General features: G+C 46.1%; 14 protein-coding genes. 6 read left to right on the top strand and 8 right to left on the bottom strand.

From position 1 onward, the window contains the following. Positions 1-20 precede the first annotated feature (20 nt). From EOPP23_RS00275 to EOPP23_RS00255, 5 genes are all read right to left on the bottom strand, one after another. The gene (locus tag EOPP23_RS00275) at positions 21-884 is read right to left on the bottom strand and encodes an OmpA family protein (RefSeq protein WP_153763977.1); all 864 of its coding nucleotides are present in this window, start codon (positions 882-884) and stop codon (positions 21-23) included. A gap of 234 nt (positions 885-1,118) precedes the next feature. Next, positions 1,119-2,318 carry a glycine betaine/L-proline ABC transporter ATP-binding protein gene (locus EOPP23_RS00270; RefSeq protein ID WP_153763976.1) on the bottom strand — a complete coding sequence of 400 codons (1,200 nt, stop codon included), beginning with the start codon at positions 2,316-2,318 and terminating at the stop codon, positions 1,119-1,121. Beyond that, on the bottom strand, positions 2,311-3,210 hold the full coding sequence (locus EOPP23_RS00265; protein WP_153763975.1) for a proline/glycine betaine ABC transporter permease: 900 nt from the start codon (positions 3,208-3,210) through the stop codon (positions 2,311-2,313). The genes EOPP23_RS00270 and EOPP23_RS00265 overlap by 8 nt, the downstream gene beginning before the upstream one ends. A 92-nt stretch (positions 3,211-3,302) precedes the next feature. Further along, a complete protein-coding gene (locus EOPP23_RS00260) occupies positions 3,303-4,337 on the bottom strand; it encodes an ABC transporter substrate-binding protein (RefSeq protein ID WP_153763974.1) in 1,035 nt (344 codons plus the stop codon). A 156-nt stretch (positions 4,338-4,493) separates the two neighbouring features. Next, positions 4,494-4,922: a MarR family winged helix-turn-helix transcriptional regulator gene (locus EOPP23_RS00255; protein ID WP_370514566.1), complete on the bottom strand. Its 429-nt coding sequence runs from the start codon at positions 4,920-4,922 to the stop codon at positions 4,494-4,496. Positions 4,923-5,193: 271 nt separating this feature from the next. Here EOPP23_RS00255 and EOPP23_RS00250 point away from each other — a divergent pair, with 271 nt between their 5' ends. The 4 genes from EOPP23_RS00250 to EOPP23_RS00235 all read left to right on the top strand — a co-directional run bounded on the left by EOPP23_RS00250 (position 5,194) and on the right by EOPP23_RS00235 (position 10,396). Next, complete coding sequence (locus tag EOPP23_RS00250) at positions 5,194-7,185, top strand: choline BCCT transporter BetT (protein WP_153763972.1); 1,992 nt, start codon at positions 5,194-5,196, stop codon at positions 7,183-7,185. Positions 7,186-7,362: 177 nt separating this feature from the next. Continuing rightward, on the top strand, positions 7,363-7,896 hold the full coding sequence (sigZ, locus tag EOPP23_RS00245; protein ID WP_153763971.1) for an RNA polymerase sigma factor SigZ: 534 nt from the start codon (positions 7,363-7,365) through the stop codon (positions 7,894-7,896). Positions 7,897-7,904: 8 nt separating this feature from the next. Beyond that, positions 7,905-9,371: a glutathione synthase gene (locus EOPP23_RS00240; RefSeq protein ID WP_153763970.1), complete on the top strand. Its 1,467-nt coding sequence runs from the start codon at positions 7,905-7,907 to the stop codon at positions 9,369-9,371. 98 nt (positions 9,372-9,469) lie between these two features. Further along, the gene (locus EOPP23_RS00235) at positions 9,470-10,396 is read left to right on the top strand and encodes a hypothetical protein (RefSeq protein WP_153763969.1); all 927 of its coding nucleotides are present in this window, start codon (positions 9,470-9,472) and stop codon (positions 10,394-10,396) included. Positions 10,397-10,457: 61 nt separating this feature from the next. On the opposite strand, the gene EOPP23_RS00230 is transcribed toward EOPP23_RS00235, so the two are convergent. Both EOPP23_RS00230 and EOPP23_RS00225 read right to left on the bottom strand, forming a co-directional pair. Next, positions 10,458-10,907 (bottom strand): DUF411 domain-containing protein, encoded by a 450-nt coding sequence (locus EOPP23_RS00230; protein ID WP_228550509.1) that lies wholly within the window; start codon positions 10,905-10,907, stop codon positions 10,458-10,460. 73 nt (positions 10,908-10,980) lie between these two features. Continuing rightward, positions 10,981-11,412, bottom strand: a complete 432-nt coding sequence (locus EOPP23_RS00225; RefSeq protein ID WP_153763968.1) for a hypothetical protein — start codon at positions 11,410-11,412, stop codon at positions 10,981-10,983. 237 nt (positions 11,413-11,649) lie between these two features. Between EOPP23_RS00225 and EOPP23_RS00220 the strand changes: the two genes are divergently transcribed. Together EOPP23_RS00220 and EOPP23_RS00215 are read left to right on the top strand one after the other, a co-directional pair. Continuing rightward, complete coding sequence (locus EOPP23_RS00220) at positions 11,650-14,796, top strand: hypothetical protein (RefSeq protein ID WP_153763967.1); 3,147 nt, start codon at positions 11,650-11,652, stop codon at positions 14,794-14,796. A gap of 318 nt (positions 14,797-15,114) precedes the next feature. Beyond that, positions 15,115-16,395: a metallophosphoesterase family protein gene (locus tag EOPP23_RS00215; protein WP_153763966.1), complete on the top strand. Its 1,281-nt coding sequence runs from the start codon at positions 15,115-15,117 to the stop codon at positions 16,393-16,395. Between the two features lie 110 nt (positions 16,396-16,505). Here EOPP23_RS00215 and glmS read toward each other — a convergent pair whose 3' ends face one another. Further along, the gene (gene glmS, locus EOPP23_RS00210) at positions 16,506-18,338 is read right to left on the bottom strand and encodes a glutamine--fructose-6-phosphate transaminase (isomerizing) (RefSeq protein WP_153763965.1); all 1,833 of its coding nucleotides are present in this window, start codon (positions 18,336-18,338) and stop codon (positions 16,506-16,508) included. Positions 18,339-18,353: the final 15 nt, after the last annotated feature.

Here is an 18,353-nt window from a genome sequence, read left to right as displayed (position 1 = left end):
TTGAAGCCGGCAGTCAGGTATTACTCGGAAATAATTCCCAGCTCTACACGACGGTTTTTGGCTTTACCAGCCAGAGTGGTGTTGTCAGCAATTGGCTGCTCTTCACCGGCACCAACTACCTTGAAGATAGACTGGTCAATGCCCTGCTCTTCCAGGAATTTGGCTACAGAAGTCGCACGGTCAAAAGACAGGGACTTGTTGTAAGCTGCATCGCCATCGGAATCAGTGTGGCCTGTCACGCTGACTCTCAGCAGTGGGTTTTCTTTCAGTGCCTTGGCCTGCTTGGCCAGAACAGTTTTTGCACCTTCAGTCAGGTCTGCAGAGTTAAACTTGAAGCCAACACCTTGCAGGTTAACTTTAACAACAACAGGGCAACCCTTGGCATCTACAGCTGCGCCCAGCGGGGTATCTGCGCACTGATCGATGTTGTTCAGAACACCGTCACGGTCATCGTCCAGAACTTTAACCTGAGCAACCTGCTTCTTAACAGTACAGCCCTTCTGATCTACAACGTCGCCTTTAGGAGTAGCAGGACACATGTCCTGAGCGTTCACTACGCCATCTTCGTCTTTATCCAGGGCACAACCAACTTCATCAACAGCCTTACCCATTGGAGTAGCCGGGCATTGGTCCTGACTGTCTTTCACGCCGTCACCATCAGCATCGCCATCCATTACGTGGCAAAGCAGGGCACCAACCAGAGCGCCACCGATAGCGCCTTTAACACGGTCGTCAGAATCATTGCCATTGGCAACACCGCCAACACCAGCACCAACAACGGTACAGATAGCATCACGCTTGAAGTGCTGGGAGTGGCTGGCACAACCGGTCAGAAATGAGAAAAGGATCAGGGCAGAAAGCCCTTTGAATAAGTTAGAAGACATACTGTTCCCTGCGTATGTAGATACGTTATTAATTTATGGTAGCCAGCTTGATTTACTCATCCAGTGAGTAGCATGACCATTAAGGCGGGGATATTATAACGTCATTTATGAGATGTTAATCACATTTTTTATTCATATAGAGAACTGTCTGAATTTCTCATTGAAAAAATGTTTTTTCTTCAGACATCTCATCCCGCTTGAGACGGGATAAGATGTATTCAGCGGATCATTGAATTAAGCCGCTTGAGTATTTGCGTCACTCAATACTTCAATCAGGTCTGAACGACAAAGTTCACCCTGAAGCTCTCCATCGGAATCAACCACTGGCAGCGGGTATTCTGTTTCCATGGTATCCGGAATAATACTTTCCAGAATGGCGTCAGGGGAAATTGCATCCAGCTCTTCCACCATATCGTCCTTTAGAGAACCATCAGCGTTGGTTTTTGCCGCTTCTTCCAGTGCTTCCTGCAGAACAATGCCCTGATAACCCTTATCGCTGAAGTAGTAGCCATAATTTTCAGGCAGCTTCCTCATCTGCTCAAGAGCACCACCGATAGTGCTGGCAGAAATTCTGTTCAGTGGCGGCTGCATAACAGTTTCAACGGTCAGTGCTCTGGCTCTGTTTACGTCCTTAACAAAGGCTTCAACATAATCAGTAGCAGGCTGCAGCAGAATCTCTTCCGGTCTGCCCATCTGAACCAGTTCACCATCTTTAAGAATGACGATTCGATCACCCAATCGCAGAGCTTCATCGAGATCGTGAGTAATAAAGATAATGGTCTTGTGCAGCTTTGCCTGCAGCTCAATCAACTGATCCTGCATCTCACTGCGAATCAGTGGATCCAAAGCCGAGAAGGCTTCATCCATCAGCAGGATTTCAGCATCGGTACAAAGTGCTCGAGCGAGACCAACACGCTGTTGCTGACCACCAGACAATTGAGAAGGGTACTGACTCTCGTAGCCTTTCAGGCCAACGGTTTCCAGCCATTCGGTTGCTTTGCGATTACGTTCAGACTTATCCATACCCTGCACAGACAAACCGTAGGCAACGTTATCCAGAACGGTTTTGTGCGGCAGCAGTCCAAAGCGCTGGAACACCATAGACATCTTGTGACGTCTGAATTGCTCCAGCTCTTTCTTGTTCAGCTTGGTAACGTCAGTGCCATCAACCAGGATCTGACCTTCAGTAGGCTCAATCAGACGGTTAAAGTGTCTGATCAGTGTCGACTTGCCAGAGCCGGACAAACCCATGACGACAAAGATTTCACCGCGCTTAACGCTCAGGTTGATGTCTCGCAGTCCAAGGGTATGACCTGTTTCAGCCAGCAACTCATCCTTACCGGTTCCTTTATGAACCGAGGACATCACCTGCCTGGCCTTCTTACCAAAAACCTTATAGAGGTTACGAACCTCAATCAGCGCCTGTTCAGCCATGAGCAGTCTCCCCTAGATGTTTCTGGGTTCGATTGGCCCATGCCTGGGACACTCGGTCAAAGATAATCGCTAGCACAACAATAGCCAGGCCATTCAACAGGCCCAATGTGAAGTACTGGTTAGTAATAGACTTGAGTACTGGCTGACCCAGACCTTTCACACCGATCATAGAGGCAATAACCACCATGGCAAGAGCCATCATAATGGTCTGGTTAATACCGGCCATTATGGTTGGCATCGCCAGCGGCAGCTGAACACCGAGCAGCCTTTGTGTAGACGTTGCGCCGTAAGCTGTGGCTGCTTCCAGCACTTCTTTATCCACCAGCCTGATACCCAGGTTGGTCAGACGAATAACGGGAGGGATTGCGTAGATGATGACGGCAATCAATCCTGGAATTTTACCAATGCCCAGCAACATAACGACAGGAATCAGGTACACGAAAGCTGGCATGGTCTGCATAATATCCAGCATCGGTGTTACTACTTTCTGCACCCGGTCAGAGCGGGCCATGGCGATACCAATAGGAATGCCCAGCACAATAGCCAGCATAGTGCAGACAGTGATCATGCTCAGGGTGCGCATAGTGTTGTCCCACATGCCGAAATAGCCGATCAGCGACATAGCGACGACAACACTGAGGGATAACTTCCAGGAACGGCTGGCAAGATAGACGAGGCCAGTCAAACAGCCTAATACCAGCAACCATGGAGATTGCAGTAACAGCTGTTCAAACCAGATCAAAAAACTTAATAGGGGATCAAACAGAGACTCGATGATGTCTCCGTATTCCCGGGAGAATTCACGATAGGCTCCATCCATTGTTTTACGGATAGAAACCAGATCAGCGCGCTCCATCGCCGGGAATTCTGTAAACCAGGACTTCTCAGACATACTGCCACCTGCTCTTCTTATATTGTGAAAAAAACAGCCTTCACCGTGATAACAGTAAAAGCTGCATTTCTTTTGCTCATAACCGCCCCGAATTAGAGCTTAGCCAGTGCCTTGCTGACTCTTTCCGCTGTTTTGTCAGATACCCAGCCCTTCCATTCATTACTGTTTTTCAGGAAGTATTCCATAGTGATTTCACCATCAGCCTGATTTTCTTCCATCCATGCCAGCAGACGGTTCAACTCAGCATTGGTGAAAGAACGTTTCTGCAGATACTCATAAGCTGCAGGGGCTTTGCTAGCGAAAGATTCGGTGGTGATAGTGTGAACAGGGGAAGGTGGGTAGCTAGTGACTTTTGGCTCAAGGCAATCATCATTAGTCGTACACTTCAGAAACTCTGTTTTATCAACATCTGCTCCGAAATCTACCTTCACCATTTCGTACTTACCAAGAACCGCAGTTGGTGCCCAGTAGTAACCGAACCATGGTTCTTTACGTTCATAAGCTTTTGCAATTGAACCAGAAAGACCAGCACCTGAGCCTGGATCCAGCAGTTCAAAACCAGACTTCTTCAACTTTAGAGCTCTGAACAGATTGCTTGCTGTGGTCTGACAATTCCAGCCAGCCGGACAACCATAAAAAGCACCCATGTCTGGGTTTTCGGGATGCTCGAACATCGCAGCATGCTTTTTAACACCTTCAATGGTGGCCATCTCCGGATACTTTTCCACCAGATACTTAGGTACCCAGAAGCCTTCTTCACCGCCATCAATCAGTGACTTACCAGCGTATCTCAAGCGTTTTTCAGCAACACCTTTATCCAGAGCTTTTTTAACAGCATTGCTCCACATCTCAGGGGCTATATCCGGCTCACCCTTCTCAACCATTGAAGCACTGGTCGGCATAGTATCGCCAGGAATCAGTTCAGCTTTGCAGCCAAAACCATTTTCAAGAATGAAGCGGTCAACGTTGGCAATGAGAGTAGCCGAGTTCCAGTTCATGTCGGCAATGGTGACTTTTCCGCAGGATTCGGCGGCCAGGGTTTGACCGGAAAAGGTCAGTGCAGAAAGGGAGATAAGCGCTGCTGTACCAGCAGTTTTGAATACGTTTGTTCTATCTTTGCTTGTCATTTTTATAATTTCTATGTGCCTTATTCTGGCACAAGGTTACAGAACTAATAATTAGACTTCAAATTACCTTTAGTTATTTAAGACGATCGACTACAAAACCAGCACTGCTGATTTTGTAGTTTCAGGAAGCTTTAAGCGATTGAGAGAACAGAAAAATCAGGGAGTAAGTGCGGCAATATCCAGCACTGGAGCAGCATCAATGGTTTCAGCATCCATCATTGATGCAACCCGCTGAAGAGCTGATAACAGCTGAGTTTTCTCCCAGTCTTCGAGGGATTCAAAACGATTGATAAACTTCTCGTGAAGCAATGGCGGCGCACCGGCCAGCATCTCACGCCCGGCCTCTGTTAAACGAGCATTAACGATGCGTTTATCGCCGGCACAGCGTACACGAGCAATCAGTTTACGGTCTTCCAGACGATTGAGAATCGTCGTCACTGTCGCCTGACTCAGAGATACCTCTCGAGCCACCCTGCGAACTGTCACATCTCCCAACATTTTTATCGCTCTTAGCACCATGATCTGAGGAATGGTCAAACCACACTCCTTAATCATTCGCTTGGAGTGCAAATCGGTTGCACGCATGATTTGCCTGAGAGAGACGAGCACGTCATTCCAATAGCAGGGTTCTGTCATTTCATTTCACTGCACGTTAAAAGACTGAGTAACCAGCCAAAAAAGAGAGTCTCTTTTGCCATATATCAATATTAAATACAAACTTCCTTTGAAGTCTAATGTTTACAGGTATAATCTTCTCCTCCTTCATTTGCCGCAGAAGTGATTAGTACTGAATTGAGTCATAATTACTTCTGGAGTGGTATCAAGCTGTTTCCACCTCTACGGAGCCTTCGTGCTAATGTCTGAACAGACACCTCAACACCCCCCTCAAGCGTCACCCCGACATAACCTGAATCCTCCTGTATTCTGGGGATCAGCTCTGCTGATATTCATACTGGTAGCCGGTACAGCACTCTTCCCAAAGCTGGCTGAACGTTATTTCATCTCGATTCAGAACAGCGTGATGACCAACACTGGCTGGTTCTATATCGCATCAGTAGGCATTATTCTGATCTGCGTTGCCTTTCTTGGACTATCGCGCTACGGAGACATCAAGCTGGGTCCTGATCACTCTGAGCCAGATTTCAGCTTTGGCTCATGGTTTGCCATGCTGTTCTCTGCCGGCATGGGCATCGGCCTGATGTTTTTTGGTGTTGGTGAACCCGTTATGCACTTCCTGTCACCACCAGTAGGTGATGCCGGGACGGTCGAAGCTGCCCGGGAAGCTATGAAAACCACCTTTTTCCATTGGGGTCTTCACGCCTGGGCAATCTATGCAATGGTTGCACTCATTCTCGCCTTCTTTGGCTATCGCCATGGTTTGCCGTTAACCCTGAGATCAGCACTCTACCCACTGATTGGTGACCGGATTTATGGTGTTGCCGGACACGCCATTGATATCTTTGCCATTCTTGGGACTGTATTCGGCGTTGCCACTTCCCTTGGTTATGGCTCATTGCAAGTCAACTCCGGTCTGAATTACCTGTTTGGTGTTGAAGTCAGCAACAACACCCAGGTCATTCTGATTATTATCATTACCGGTCTGGCAACACTTTCTGTTGCATCCGGACTGGATAAAGGCATTCGTCGTCTGTCCGAAATTAACCTGCTGCTCGCATTATTTCTGCTGAGTCTTGTGGTCCTGCTTGGCCCCACGGTTCTGCTATTGCAGATGTTTGTTCAAAACACTGGCGGATACCTTTCAGATATTGTCGACAAGACTTTTAACCTGTTTGCCTATGAACCTAACGACTGGCTTGGCGGCTGGACATTGCTGTACTGGGCGTGGTGGTTATCCTGGTCACCATTCGTGGGTATGTTTATCGCCCGTATTTCCCGCGGTCGAACTATTCGTGAATTTGTCTGCGGTGTACTCTTTGTACCCACCACACTGACTTTCCTGTGGATGACTGTATTTGGTAATACATCCATTGATCTGATCATGAATCATGGTGCGACTGAACTGGCCTCTGTCGTTCAACAGGATGTCTCCCTGGCTTTGTTCAAATTTCTTGAGAACTTCCCGTTATCAGGAGTGCTCTCCTTCATTGCTACCCTTATGGTCGTTATTTTCTTTGTAACTTCTTCAGATTCCAGCGCCATGGTTATCGACATGCTGGCTTCCGGCGGCAAAGATCATAACCCCCTCTGGCAGCGAGTTTTCTGGTCCTGCCTGATTGGTATTGTGGCTATGGTGTTAATGCTGGCTGGAGGACTCAAGGCTCTTCAGACAGCGACTATTGCCGCTGCTTTGCCTTTTGCCTTTGTTCTTCTACTTTCCACCTATGGTTTGATAAAAGCTCTGGCAGTCGACGCAACCAAGAAAGAGAGTCTGGCTCAGACAACCCTGACACCTAAAGTAGGCCACAAGCCTATTCCGTGGCAGGCACGTCTGAACAATATGGTTCACTTCCCTCATCGTAAGGATGTAAGAACCTTTATCACTGAAACCGTGATTCCAGCCATGGAATCGGTTGCCAGTGAGCTGGAAAAGCAGGGTGTTGAGAGCAGCATTGAGGTTGACGAAAACAAAGGGAAGCCTCAATTTACCGTGCTGCACGGTGATGAACATGATTTTGTTTATCAGGTATTCCCTCGTGGTTATCTTCAGCCAAGCTTTATGGTGGATGAAGATATCGACGAAGATGAAAGCAAATACTATCGCGCAGAAGTCTTCCTTCAGGAAGGTGGCCAAAATTACGACATCATGGGTTACACCCGTGTACAGGTAATTGGCGATATTATTGACCAGTACGAAAAACATATGCACTTCCTGCATATGGTTCGCTAACATCCTTCTGATACAGCCTCTCTGATTGTCAGTGGTTTCCCTTTTCATAAGGGAACCACTGATTTAATTCATAGCCATCAAATTTATTTCCACTTTTTTTGCGTCCTTTCCAACCATTTCCCGTCTCTATTAGTGCAGACTTGTTTACAGGTAAATCACATATTTTCCGAGGTTGTTATGGAATCCTACTGGCAAGAACACAAAGGCCGATTACTGCACTATATCAACAGGAAAGTGGATGACCCAACAGCAGCTGAAGATATCCTGCACGATGTTTATCTGAAAGCTCACTCGCAATTGCACAAACTCAAGTCTGAAGAGAGCATTGGCGGCTGGCTTTATCGTATTGCCCATAACACCATCATGGATCATTTTCGACAACAGAAACACTGGGAAGAGCTATCAGAAACGATTGAACCCCCTGAGGAAGATAAGGAAGAAAAAGCTCATCAGGAACTGTCCCGCTGCCTTGCTCCATTGCTGAAAGAACTGCCAGAAAAATACAGCACACCTTTACAGATGTCGGAACTGGAAGGCATGAGTCAGCAAAAAGTAGCTGATGAACTCGGGCTTTCCCTTTCTGGCTCCAAGAGTCGTATACAAAGAGGCCGGGCACTGTTACGTGAACACTTTACCAACTGTTGCGATGTTGAGGTTGGCCGTGGCGGTGTTACCGATTTCACACCTAAGAACCCCGATCATAATTGTTAAATTCACCAATGAATATTGAAGCAGTATCACAGCAGGTTATTCAGGATGCCTGCGAATGGGCCATCATGCACGGCGTAGCATTTAAACAAGCCGATAACACAGCAAGACATTGCCCATTCAGTCTCGCCCCTATTGCCATAAAGCGTAAAACCTACGAACACTTGCTCGAAGTAACGCCTCTTATTACTCGTCTTATCAGCAACATCTCTGAAGATCATGACTTCCTGCAGTCATCACTCAGTGATATGGCCAGAGCTGAACCTTTTTTTGAGCGACTGATGTCACTGCACCGACAGGCTCATGGCAATAATGTAGAAGACAGGCAAAATCCGGCAAGGCTTCCCCTGTTACTCATGCGAACAGACTTTATGGATGACCGCCAGCACGGAGCCAGAGTCATTGAGTTCAACGGGATTGCCGCCGGCATGGGGCCTTTTGGTCAACGCACGACAGAGTTTCATGATTATATAAGACAACAATGGCCTGACGTATTTACTCACTGGCAGGAAAACAGTGACTCCAGAGCTGCTGAAAATCAGGCAATGGAACAACTGACCAATGCGATTGTCATTGCCGCAAAAGATGTTCGATCTCACTTTCAGCTGGATGATAAAAACGCTTCCAGCCCAACCTTTCTGATGGTTGTTCAGAAAGACGAAGACAATGTTTACGATCAGCATTTACTGGAAGTTGCCCTGCAAAAACAGGGTATTCGCACGATTAGACGTACCTTTGAACAATTAAGCAGCCAACTTTCTTCCGGCGATAACCAACGCCTTTTACTTGAAGGTGTTGGTGCGATAGATGTTGTTTATCTTAGAGCCGGCTATCAATTTTGTGATTATGAAGCCCCTGAATTAAACGAACCTGTCTGCTGCCACACATTGAGTGAAACCCGACTGTTTATCGAACGACACCATGTCGCAGTCAACGCAACCATCAGCCAACAGTTGGCCACCAGCAAGTCTATGCAGATGCTGTTGACCATAATGCCTGCAGAAGACTATTCCCGCTGGGGTCTCAGCTTGAATGAAGCTGAGCTGGTTAAGAGTGTTCTGGCTGATATGAAGCCGATCAACCCAGAGACCATAGAGTGGTTTGAGGACTTTGCAGACAAACAGGAATGGGTTCTGAAAAATCAGGGCGAAGGCGGAGGGCACTGTATTTTTGGAAGCGATATCAGCAGCAAACTAAGCCAGCTATCGCCAGAGCAGTATGATGCCTGGGCCCTGATGCAAAGACTGTATCCCCATGAACGTGAAAAGCCAACTCTTGCTGTTCGAGATGGCCAGATGAGTCAGGTGAATAATCTGGTCAGCGAGATAGGACTATTTACCGCTTACTATCAAGGCAAGCCTGCCACTGATTTTGATGGCTATGCAGGTTATTTGATCCGCAGTAAACCAGCTAGTGAAAATGAAGGTGGTATTCACAGCGGTATGGGCATTCTGGACTCACTGACTCTGGGTGATTAAATGCCAGAGCAAGCCTTTCAGGTCAGATAATTTCTGACCTGAAATTTAACGACAATGAGTGTATATTTCGTCGATAGAACAAAAAATGGACGTTTATTGTGAAGTACAAGGTAGTATTTCAAGGCCATCTTGAAACTGATTGGACCATCAGCCAATCCCGTAATGCTCTTGGCGAAGCCTTCAGTTTACCCTCAAAAACTCTCGACAAGATTTTTACTCTCTGCGATTCAGCAGGCAGGCAAGTTACCCTTAAGAAGAACCTTTCCAGTGAGCAGGCTGATACCTATATCCAGATGCTGAGTAACTGCGGCATGAAGGCAAACAAAGTATCTTCCGGCCCTCCTGACCTTATTGCAGCTGAACCTGTCTCGACCAAACCTCTTGAGATGCAAAAAGAGAGCACCCAGGTTTGCCCAAAATGCCGACACAAACAGCCTCATTCAGAGTTCAACGATGTCTGTGAAAGCTGTGGTATCTATATGTCCAAGTATCAGGCTCAAAAAGAACAGTCTGTCGATTACAGGCAAGAAAAGGAAGAACCTGTTGTTACCGGTCACTCTTCAGTAAAAACAGTTATCACAGCTTTTCTGGCGTTAATTATCTGTTTTATGGTTTACCAAAGGTGGCCTGTTGCAGATGACGAAGGTGTGACAGGTCTGCCTGCGGTCCCTGTCACCGTCCATAAGTTCCCTAATGCTCCTTATACCTTCGAGGAAATGCTTAAACCCGGTTATATCAATGTGATCTTTATTTCTGATCCGACTTGCGAACCTTGTCAGAACATGGCTAAAAGAGACAAACGTCTTCTAAATGCAAGAACAGACGTCGCTATTACCCGCATTGAAATAGATCGTTTCGACACGCACTTTCGTGATGTCAGGGCCAGATACGATGTGAATATGAGGTATGTGCCTTTTCAGGCCATTTTTGATCGAAAAGGACAGCTGATCGCAATAGATGACGGTGAAGACTCGGCTGGCTGGGATTACTACTTGAAAGAGCTGCATAACAACATTCCACGCTAGGAGCCTGAAACTCAATTCAACCATGGCTTGCCAGACAAGCCATGGTTGAATTCATAGGTGGTCAGTGCTGAGCATAGACACTGGTTTTACCGTCTTTGGTAAAACTGATGACTTTGTATTCATCCTTCTGAGGGCCGAAGTCCATTCCCGGAGAACCCATTGGCATACCCGGAACTGCCAGACCTTTTACATCTGCAGGCCTGTCTTCAAGCAACTTCAAAACATCCTCTGCCGGAACATGACCTTCTACTGCATAATCTCCGACAAATGCCGTATGACAGGAACGGGCATTACCAGGGACACCTGCCGCATTTTTGTATCGGGTAACATCCTGAACATTATGGCTGGTGACCTTAAAGCCATTCTCCTCCATATGCTTAACCCAGGCAGTACAGCAACCACAGGAGGGAGATTTGTAGACTGTCACTTCCGGTAGGACTTCTTCTGCTACTGCGTTAAAGCTGCTCAGTGTAAAGGCTGCGCCCAGAACCAGTGCTTTCATAAATTTCATAGTGTTCACTCTCTTAAATCATTACATCAACAGTCCGGAGACTGCATTGAATCCATCAAGTAATGATCGAGAACTATTCCAGAAAAGAAACTTTCTTCAGATAAATTGCGGGAAGGGAAACAAGAATATCCGGCTCAATAAATATCTGCCAGAAACGGACATCATGACTGACTGTCAGCAGCTCCTGAAACACCAGATAGAGAAGAGCAAAGGATGGCTTAACGCTGTCAGGCGATGAAACCTTCAGAACCTTTTCACTGATATGACAGTCCTGGCAGGCTGCACTCATTTCTGCCTGTTCATCGGCCAGGCAGCAATCATGAGACAGCATTTCAGCCATTCCAATGTCGTTAGCAACTGTATGATGTATGGAATTCTGGTTATTCAGACTTGTCTGGAGCGCAGAACGAATAGGCATCGCACACACCTGAAGCACAGAAAAAACCACCAGCAAGATCATAAAAATGCTGGTTAATCGGTTTTTGGTGTGAATTCGTTGCTGCATTGGTTTGGAAGTCCCCCTGATAGTTAACCCGTAATTTACCCCAACTCATCAGCAAGATTCACTGAGTCAGGGCAATAATCCTCTCAATTTACATATTCCCACCATATTCACACACGATAAAAAGACAGTGTTGGACAATTACGGCTGAGTTACTTGAGGCTGTGTCAATATTTTGGCCTTAAAGGTATCTACTAGCCTTTGAGTTATCTACATGAATAGCTGAAAAGGTAATTCAATATGCAAGGGGTAGAGCCATACAGTTCAAGGTCGTTCAGGGATTTTTATGATGATCTAAAGGGTAAAGGTGAAAACGTTGCCGATGATTACCCCATTTATGAAGAGGGAAAGTTATCGGTTGAAAAGCGGGGGTACCTTTTTGGCCCAACTGAAAGCAAGCACTCTGCTTTTTGTAGAACCGTAGAGCATTATATAACAAGAGAAAATGAACTGCTCAGCAAGCCAGCATTAGAAAGAGTGAACCACTGGGATAACAGCAGCCTTACTGAGGAATACCCATTTCTTAAAGAGGTAAAAAGCAGAAGTGCAGATGTTGTCCAGCCCAACATGACTATGGAGTCTTGGCAGCAACTGTCTAAATCCATTTCATCCAGTTCAATCAGTGAGCTACAGGATACTGAAGTCGAACTGATGAAAGCGGTTATGGATTATGACCCAAACCCATCTAAGAAAAAAGAAAGTGAAGCACTCATCAAGAAAAAGACTGAAGCGCTTATCAATGAGTTCTGTCGAATTACTCATAAGCGAGACCCAGACTGGGAGCAACACCTGCATGAGTTTCTTGACAGTGAAGCTGCAGATATTAGAAATATGTGGCTGAATCATTGCTCAGTGAAGTTTGATACTTCTGTGGAAAATCTGAAAGAAGAGTTTGATAATATCAGTGATTCAGCAATGTCAGTATTGAATAAGACTATTAATGAACTCCAGCATAATTTGCCGGCATCGGTATTACAGAGAAAAGAGTATTTTCCAGAAGCACTTAAAAAACCACATGCCCATACCAAAAAAATTGTTGCCAATCGTCTAAAAAAGAAGATCCCTGTAGAAGAGCCTTCATCGCAACGGCCAACACGCGTCCACTATAGATTAGCCGATTTATCAAAATTGCCTCTGGCCACTGTTATGGCTTATACACGAAATTATAATGTCAGTGACATCGGTCATAAAAATCTGGCTGGTCAAATGAAAGCTTATGAGGCAGTACTGAGCAACTTACAAAAAGACTTTGGTATTGGCAGAGAAGGGTTTCAGCACATCATTTCCAACCCGATGATGGATTCTTCAGCAATCCGAGCACTTAAAAGAGACCCCAATAGTTACACCTATTTCAAGATGGGCTTTGAAATAGTTAAAGCAATGAAATTGCTAGCGCCTAAAGATGAAGAGGAATATGAAATATTTTTAGACTACATGGCTAAAACTCAATCAGAAAGCAGTGTTTTAATGAGTCTACAAGTACGAGATCAGCCAACGCCTGATCTGACTGATTTAAAACAACGGTTGGAAACTACAGCAGTTTCAGCAGGGGAACCTGATAGAGCCATGTCTCCAGCCTTTAACGCCCATGGACAGGATGAAGCTACGTTTGAAGAAGCACTTGCAGAGAAACTCAAAGAGCTTGATCATTTAAAAGAATTCCAAAATGACACAGAGTTTTCCCAACAGCAGAAAGCAACAGAAATAATACTCAAATTCAGATATGGCCAATTAACCAGAGAGGCTGCGACTGCAGAAATCAAAAAGCAATGTTCATCAGCTTATTGGCAAACACATATAACCACTCTTAATCATGCTTTTCTAATACGTCCAGTTTTAGTCACGCAAGAAGAGCATAAAGAACTTGAAGTCTTTAACGACATGATTGAAACACTTTATGAGCATCAGCTGGATGGCAATTCTAACTGCCAGAGTTTTGCAAATTCACTGGAATGCTTTTTCCGCACAGGAAAATATCAACCCGTTATTTCGGTTAATGCTCAGATTGATATTCCCTATAACAATTCAGAGACCTCACCTGTTGTTGGCTGGTACCTAACGGATGATCTTGGTGACCCTGTTTACAAAGCTCAATTCCAAAATGACGTTGAAGGCTTTTTCAAGGCTGCTTTTACCGGACAGACTAATAAGGGGGCGGATCAAAAACGGTCTGCGTTAAAAGCTCTTGATTGCGACCGCTATATTATTCATAAACAGACTCCTGGCGGTGGCGGTCATTATCTCTATATGCTTCGAATGAAGTCATCAGGCCGCTTCGTTATTCTTGACCCTCAAAACCAGCAGATGTATCCATTACTTCACCCTGACGGAACCCCAACAACAGAAGCCAGAGCAGATTTTGATGATCGCACCATTCATATTCACTCTCCAGAATGCATGAATGATCAGAAGTTTGCAGAAGAGCTTGAAAAAAGTCACAAATGCCTCTCTGCAGACCATAAATTTGGAACCGTCACAGGCATTTATGAAAAACTCAAAAACCTGCCTGAAGAGTGCTGGGACTCCATAGAAAAATCTGCAAAATGGCTCTCCAGTAATATAACGCCACAAGTGTCAGAGCAAAAAATTGCTGAAGCCTTGAATGCCTCACCAGGGCCGAAACTATGGCCGGTTATATGGAATGGTGGCTACCTGTTACATGTGCCAGCTGAAATTTCAGCACTTCAGCTGAGAGTAGAAACAAACAAACCCAGAACTTCAGCAGAGGTGCGTCGATTTATCGTAGATTTACTGCCATTGATACCTGCAAGTGAGAGAGCAAACCGAAGTAGTGCGTACAAGGCTATCAACGCCATGCGAAATAAAGAAGCGGCAGTAAGCCTTTATGAAAGTAAAGAGCTGCCTCAACAAAAGCTTCAGAAAAAAACAGCCTTTGAACAATTCTGCGCAATGAAGCCACTGGATACAAAAGATGATCAGTTCCCTCTTGCCATGGAACATCTACTGGGTGAAGAAGGTTGCACAGAGGCTGATATTGACTACCTGTTTCCAACTGAAGAAATCTGGTTATCAACTTGTGGCCCTGAAGTAGACCTGACAAACGGCTCAAGTTTGGATGCTGCCTATGAATGGGCAGAGAAAAAACCAGAAATCAAACATCCTGAAACAATGAAAGGGCTAATGGAAAAACTGAAGCTTTTATCAGAAGCGGCCAGAACAAGTCGTGCTGTTGCTGCTGGTGAACTGGCCTCTCTGATAGAAGGCGAGAGTATATCTAAAGAAGAAATAGAAGCCGACCTGTCACTGCTTTTTAGCGAGTCAGCCTGGAGCAACAACTGGAGTACTCTTACCAACAATACATTCATCATCCCCGATTACATGAAAAATGAACTAATAGGGCGATCCCCAAAAGCAATGATCTGGTGATTTCTTTCTAAATGCTCAGGTTTTGCACATTGCAGGCTTTCGCAGGAAATTGCTCCTGCATTTCCTGCATACCATCCATCCCTGAATATCACAGGAAATTGCTCCTGCATTTCCTGCATACCATCCATCCCTGGATATAAAACATTCCTGTCACATTCCCTGCATTACAGTCGATCAAAAACAATACATCAGAATCACACTGTCACTGACTTGAAAGCTTCCTGACACACTAACGCCTTAATTACCTCATAAACTGGCGAAATCAAGTGTGCAATCAAAAACCGGGAAGATACAGGCGCCAAGCCGCCAGGGAGAATTATGCTTCACAAAACTTTTTCTGTATTACTGGTATGTTCTGCGGCTTTACTCACAAGCAATGCGTCAGCCCATTTTGAACAGGAAGAGTTGACACAGATAGAGATCAAAACCTACCAGCCCACGCCGGTTCCCGACCGCATCATACTCACTCTAAGCGGTGACCCTGCAACAGAAAGGTCGGTTAACTGGCGTACAGATAACAATACAGAAACAGCTCTGGCACAGATCGCAAAATCCAGCGGCTCTCCCTATATCGAGCAAGACAGCAAGACCATCAAAGGCATTACTTCCAGCCTGAAAACCCAGCATTACACTTCCTACCATCACAGTGTCCGGTTTCAGGGGCTGGAGCCAGCAACAAACTACGTCTATCGAGTAGGAGATGGTCAGGTCTGGTCTGAATGGATACAGTTTAAAACGTCTAAAGCAGATAACTCTCCCTTCAGTTTTATCTATTTTGGCGACGCCCAGAATGATTTGAAATCCCGCTGGTCACGGGTTATTCGTCAGGCTTATTCAGACATGCCGAAGGCTGATTTTATTTTGCACGTTGGCGATCTGGTCAATGATGCTCTGGATGATCAGGAGTGGGGGCAGTGGTTTTACTCTGCCGGCTGGATCAATGGTTCAATTCCTTCCATTGCCACACCTGGTAATCACGAGTACGAAGATGGAGATTTATCTCCCCAGTGGAATACACACTTCACCTTTCCCGGTAACGGACCAGATAACAGTAAGCTGAAGAACAGTGTTTATTACATCGATTATCAGGGAACACGCTTTATTTCCCTGAATACGCAGTCTATGTCTGAAGACCCTATAGTTAAAACCATGCAGCAAAAACTGTGGCTAGAAAAAGTCTTAAAGAACAATCCAAACCGCTGGACCATCATTTTTCAACATCATCCTATGTCGTCTGCCAAAGAAGGTCGCACAGCCAGCATTCCTCTCAACCTGATGTTTAAAAGTATTTATGAAGAATACAGTGTTGATCTGGTGCTTCAGGGACATGACCATGCTTATGCTCGAGGCAATAACCTGAGCACAGGAGGGCGTTTTTTTGATCGTCAGGGACCTGTCTACGCTGTCTCCGTCAGTGGCCCAAAGATGTACGACGCCGGAGCTGAGTGGGCTGATGTGACAGAGCAGAATAACCAGTTATATCAGTTGATTGATGTCAGCGAAAAAGAGATCAGATACCGTGCATTCCACGCCGATGGCCTTATGTTTGATTCATTTGTAATAACAAAGGATGAACAAGGAAAGCGGGCAGTTAAATAACGAAGATTTCGAAAAGAGCTATTTTGAAGGTGATGACATATAGCCTGAGACCAGCCATACATCATCACCTGTCACAGGGCTCAGCTTATCACTAAGCCCTGATATCTCAATTATTCCACAGTGACTGATTTCGCCAGGTTTCTAGGCTGATCCACATCTGTACCTTTGATGATAGCTACATAGTAAGACAGCAATTGCAGAGGAATGGTGTAAAGAATAGGTGCAACAATCTCTGCAACCTCTTCTACTGGCCATACACTGATACCGTCGCCTGCAACCAGTCGTGCTTCCTTGTCAGCAAAGACATAGAGCTGACCACCACGAGCACGCACTTCTTCCATATTGGACTTCAGCTTTTCCAGCAAGTCATTGTTAGGTGCAACCACGATAACCGGCATTTCATTATCAATCAGAGCCAGAGGGCCGTGCTTAAGTTCGCCAGCGGCGTAAGCTTCAGCGTGAATATAGGAGATTTCCTTCAGCTTCAGCGCACCTTCCATAGCAATGGGGTACTGACTGCCACGACCCAGGAACAATGCGTGGTTCTTATCAGCAAAGTCTTCCGCCATGGCTTCGATATCAGTGCTCATTTCCAGAGACTTATTGATGACTTGAGGCAGTTCACGCAGAGCCTTAACAATATCTGATTCCTGCTGCTCACTCATGCCTGAATAACGGCCTACCGCAGTAGCCAGCATCAACAGAGTGGTCAACTGAGTGGTGAATGCTTTAGTGGAAGCCACACCAATCTCGGCACCAGCACGAGTCATCAGGGAAATGTCTGATTCACGAACCATGGAAGAACCTGGCACGTTACAGATGCTCAGGGATGCCATGTAGCCCAACTCTTTCGCCAGCTTCAGAGCTGCCAGAGTATCAGCCGTTTCACCAGACTGGGAGATGGTTACAAACAGGCAGTCTTCCGGCACGAAGAACTTGCGGTAGCGGAACTCGGAAGCGATCTCGATACGGCAGGGAATATTTGCCAGCTCTTCAAACCAGTAGCGAGCTACCATACCTGCGTGGTAACTGGTGCCACAGGCAACAATCTGTACGGCTTTGGTCTTTTTAAGGATCTCGATAGCATCCTTACCCAGCACATCCAGATTCAGCTTATGTTCACCCAATCGACCTTCCAGGGTGTTAGCAATAGCGTCTGGCTGTTCGTGGATTTCCTTCAACATGTAGTGACGGTACTGACCTTTATCACCAGCGTCGTGTTCTACATCACTTTCCTTGGCTTCACGCTCAATGGCTTCGCCAGATACGTCGTATACATAAACAGAGTCACGGGTGATTTCCGCAACATCACCTTCTTCCAGATACATAAAGCGACGGGTAACCGGGAACAGAGCCAGCTGGTCAGAAGCGATGAAGTTTTCACCCAGACCCAGACCAATCACCAGAGGGCTGCCGGAACGAGCAACGATCAGACGCTCAGTATCAGTACGGTCCACTACTACCATACCGTAAGCACCTTCCAGCTTTTTCACGGTATTTTGGACGGCTTCCAGCAGAGTGGCTGCAGATTTCTGCTCAAGGTTGACCAGATGAGCAATAACTTCGGTGTCGGTATCGGAAGCGAAGATATAACCTTCAGCCTTCAGACTTTCGCGCAGTTCTTCATGGTTTTCGATAATACCGTTATGCACAACGGCGATGTTTTCACCGGAAACGTGAGGGTGTGCATTGCGTTCGTTAGGTTCACCGTGAGTTGCCCAGCGAGTGTGAGCAATACCTGTTCCGCCCGGCGCCGGAGTTTCTGCAATAGCATCAGCCAGCTCGGAAACCTTACCGGTACGACGTACACGCTGAAGTTCACCACTGTCGTTAATAATCGCTACACCAGCGGAATCATATCCGCGGTACTCCAGACGACGAAGGCCTTCCAGCAGAATAGGAGCCACATCCCTTTGTGCTACTGCACCAACAATGCCACACATAGTTCACTTACCTTT

It is taken from the genome of Endozoicomonas sp. OPT23, from assembly GCF_009653635.1.
Classification (GTDB): Bacteria; Pseudomonadota; Gammaproteobacteria; order Pseudomonadales; family Endozoicomonadaceae; genus Endozoicomonas_A.
The sequence above is the reverse complement of the archived record's forward strand: the minus strand, read 5'-3'. Positions and strand labels throughout refer to the sequence as shown.

Excerpts from the sequence above, each read along its gene's own strand:
- EOPP23_RS00270 (WP_153763976.1), bottom strand. The coding sequence starts at position 2,318 with ATGGCTGAACAGGCGCTGATTGAGGTTCGTAACCTCTATAAGGTTTTT.
- EOPP23_RS00240 (WP_153763970.1), top strand. The coding sequence starts at position 7,905 with ATGAATATTGAAGCAGTATCACAGCAGGTTATTCAGGATGCCTGCGAA.
- EOPP23_RS00220 (WP_153763967.1), top strand. The coding sequence starts at position 11,650 with ATGCAAGGGGTAGAGCCATACAGTTCAAGGTCGTTCAGGGATTTTTAT.
- EOPP23_RS00250 (WP_153763972.1), top strand. The coding sequence starts at position 5,194 with ATGTCTGAACAGACACCTCAACACCCCCCTCAAGCGTCACCCCGACAT.
- EOPP23_RS00225 (WP_153763968.1), bottom strand. The coding sequence starts at position 11,412 with ATGCAGCAACGAATTCACACCAAAAACCGATTAACCAGCATTTTTATG.
- glmS (WP_153763965.1), bottom strand. The coding sequence starts at position 18,338 with ATGTGTGGCATTGTTGGTGCAGTAGCACAAAGGGATGTGGCTCCTATT.
- EOPP23_RS00275 (WP_153763977.1), bottom strand. The coding sequence starts at position 884 with ATGTCTTCTAACTTATTCAAAGGGCTTTCTGCCCTGATCCTTTTCTCA.
- EOPP23_RS00255 (WP_370514566.1), bottom strand. The coding sequence starts at position 4,922 with ATGCGTGCAACCGATTTGCACTCCAAGCGAATGATTAAGGAGTGTGGT.
- sigZ (WP_153763971.1), top strand. The coding sequence starts at position 7,363 with ATGGAATCCTACTGGCAAGAACACAAAGGCCGATTACTGCACTATATC.
- EOPP23_RS00265 (WP_153763975.1), bottom strand. The coding sequence starts at position 3,210 with ATGTCTGAGAAGTCCTGGTTTACAGAATTCCCGGCGATGGAGCGCGCT.
- EOPP23_RS00230 (WP_228550509.1), bottom strand. The coding sequence starts at position 10,907 with ATGAAATTTATGAAAGCACTGGTTCTGGGCGCAGCCTTTACACTGAGC.
- EOPP23_RS00260 (WP_153763974.1), bottom strand. The coding sequence starts at position 4,337 with ATGACAAGCAAAGATAGAACAAACGTATTCAAAACTGCTGGTACAGCA.
- EOPP23_RS00215 (WP_153763966.1), top strand. The coding sequence starts at position 15,115 with ATGCTTCACAAAACTTTTTCTGTATTACTGGTATGTTCTGCGGCTTTA.